Origin of the sequence: Streptomyces phyllanthi, assembly GCF_009377205.1 — a bacterium.
GTDB classification, from domain to species: Bacteria; Actinomycetota; Actinomycetes; order Streptomycetales; family Streptomycetaceae; genus Streptomyces; species Streptomyces phyllanthi.
Window position 1 is genome coordinate 1 of sequence record NZ_VJZE01000834.1, and the last position, 2,030, is coordinate 2,030.

The window sequence follows — 2,030 nt, forward strand, 5'->3', positions numbered from 1 at the left end:
GTCCCGCCCCACCGCCACCAGTTGCCCCCTTCGGACCTTCACCCTGTCTGCACACATCGGCCACATGCGTGATTCCTGGCCCACGACCCGGGCAAACAGGAGACGGCGGTGCGCGGTGCCGTCACTTGATCGTGAAGTGGAGCGTGTCCTCCAGGAACGGGATCTCCAGCCAGGGCTTCGGCTGGGCCATCATCGCGAGCAGGACGATCGCGGTGCCGAGAACGCCGTACGTGACCATGTCGGTGAAGCGGGAGCGCACGGCGAGCATGCCGACGTCGGGCACGGTCCAGCGCAGGACCGCCCCGCCGAGCAGGGCCGCGCCGATCAGGATCGTGCCGTACCGGAAGACGTCCAGCGCGGTCAGCAGCAGCCCGAGCCCGACGGCGGCGAGCACGGCGAGGATCGGCCACTGGCGGGCCGGCGCCGGGGCCTCGCCGGACGCCGCGCGGCCACCGCCCTCGGGCCGTGCGGTGTCTCTGGTGAACACCGGGAACCGCCGCGTCGTCCGCTTCGGCTCCCCGTCGGCGTCGGGCGCGCTGATCGCGTCCCGTACGGTCTGCTCGGCGGTGTCCTCCGGGGAGTCGGCGGCGTCCGGTGATCCGTCGGCGCGGGTGCGGGCCGTGTCGTCGGGGGCATCGCGCCCGGGGGCCTCGTTGTCACGGGCCCTGGTCCCGTCGGCCTCACGGGTCTCGTCGCCCCGGGGCTCACCGCCGGAGGCCGCGCGCTCGCGCGCCTCGTCGCCCCAGGTCTCGTCCCCGGAGCCCACGCGCTCGCGCGCCTCATCGCCCCGGGTCTCGTTCCCGGAGGCCACGCCCTCGCGCGCCTCGTCCCGCACAGCCCTCTCCGGTCCGCTCCCCGCCTCAGCCGACACTGCGCTCCGCCGCCTCGACCACGTTGACCAGCAGCTGCGCACGGGTCATCGGGCCGACACCGCCCGGGTTCGGCGAGATCCAGCCGGCGACCTCGGCGACATCCGGGTGGACATCGCCGACGATCTTGCCCTCGGCGGACCGGGAGACACCGACGTCCAGGACGGCGGCGCCCGGCTTCACGTCCTCGGGCCGGATCAGGTGGGCGGAACCGGCGGCCGCGATGATGATGTCGGCCTGCTTCAGGTGCGCCGACAGATCACGCGTCCCGGTGTGGCACTGCGTCACCGTGGCGTTCTCGCTGCGCCGCGTCAGCAGCAGCGGCATCGGGCGCCCGATGGTGACGCCCCGGCCGACGACCACGACCTCGGCTCCCTTGATCTCGACGCCGTACCGGCGGAGGAGGGTGAGGACGCCGTTCGGGGTGCAGGGCAGCGGCGCGGGCTCGTTCAGCACCAGCCGGCCGAGGTTCATCGGGTGCAGGCCGTCCGCGTCCTTGTCCGGGTCCATCAGTTCGAGGATGCGGTTCTCGTCGATGCCCTTGGGGAGCGGCAGCTGGACGATGTAACCGGTGCACGCGGGGTCCTCGTTCAGCTCGCGCACCACCGCCTCGATCTCCTCCTGGGTGGCGGTCGCGGGCAGTTCGCGCTGGATGGAGGCGATCCCGACCTGCGCGCAGTCGCGGTGCTTTCCGGCGACGTACTTCTGGCTGCCGGGGTCCTCGCCGACCAGGATCGTCCCGAGTCCGGGGGTGACCCCCTTCTCCTTCAGGGACGCCACGCGGGCGGTCAGGTCGGACTTGATCGCGGCTGCGGTGGCCTTGCCATCGAGAATCTGGGCGGTCATGGCCCCATCCTCGCGGATGACCTGCCCCTGGTTCCAATCAGGGTTCCCCGCGCCGCCCACGCACCGGGCACCTCGTATCCCACCATGATCACCGATGTTGCACTTGCACAACATATGGAGAATGCGGCTGGACAAATAAGCCGCGGCTAAAGAACGATGAGCGGCACAGTGCCGCGGGCAGTGCCGGGGGGACGGACCGCATCTGTAGATCATTCCTCCGAACCGTGCCGCGCGTCGTCCCCGCACTAACGGAGGAACACGGCCATGAGCTTCGGCGACCCGAACAACCCCTACGGTCCCCCGCAGGGCCAGCAG

Annotated in this window: 2 protein-coding genes; both read right to left on the reverse strand. The window is 71.5% G+C overall.

Annotation, left to right across the window (positions count from 1 at the left end; all coding sequences use genetic code 11):
- Positions 1-121 precede the first annotated feature (121 nt).
- Positions 122-766 (reverse strand): DUF3017 domain-containing protein, encoded by a 645-nt coding sequence (locus FNH04_RS45380; RefSeq protein WP_322725722.1) that lies wholly within the window; start codon positions 764-766, stop codon positions 122-124.
- A gap of 94 nt (positions 767-860) precedes the next feature.
- Positions 861-1,715, reverse strand: coding sequence for a bifunctional methylenetetrahydrofolate dehydrogenase/methenyltetrahydrofolate cyclohydrolase (locus FNH04_RS45385; RefSeq protein ID WP_152792057.1), 855 nt, complete (start codon positions 1,713-1,715; stop codon positions 861-863).
- Positions 1,716-2,030: the final 315 nt, after the last annotated feature.

Excerpts from the sequence above, each read along its gene's own strand:
- FNH04_RS45385 (WP_152792057.1), bottom strand. The coding sequence starts at position 1,715 with ATGACCGCCCAGATTCTCGATGGCAAGGCCACCGCAGCCGCGATCAAG.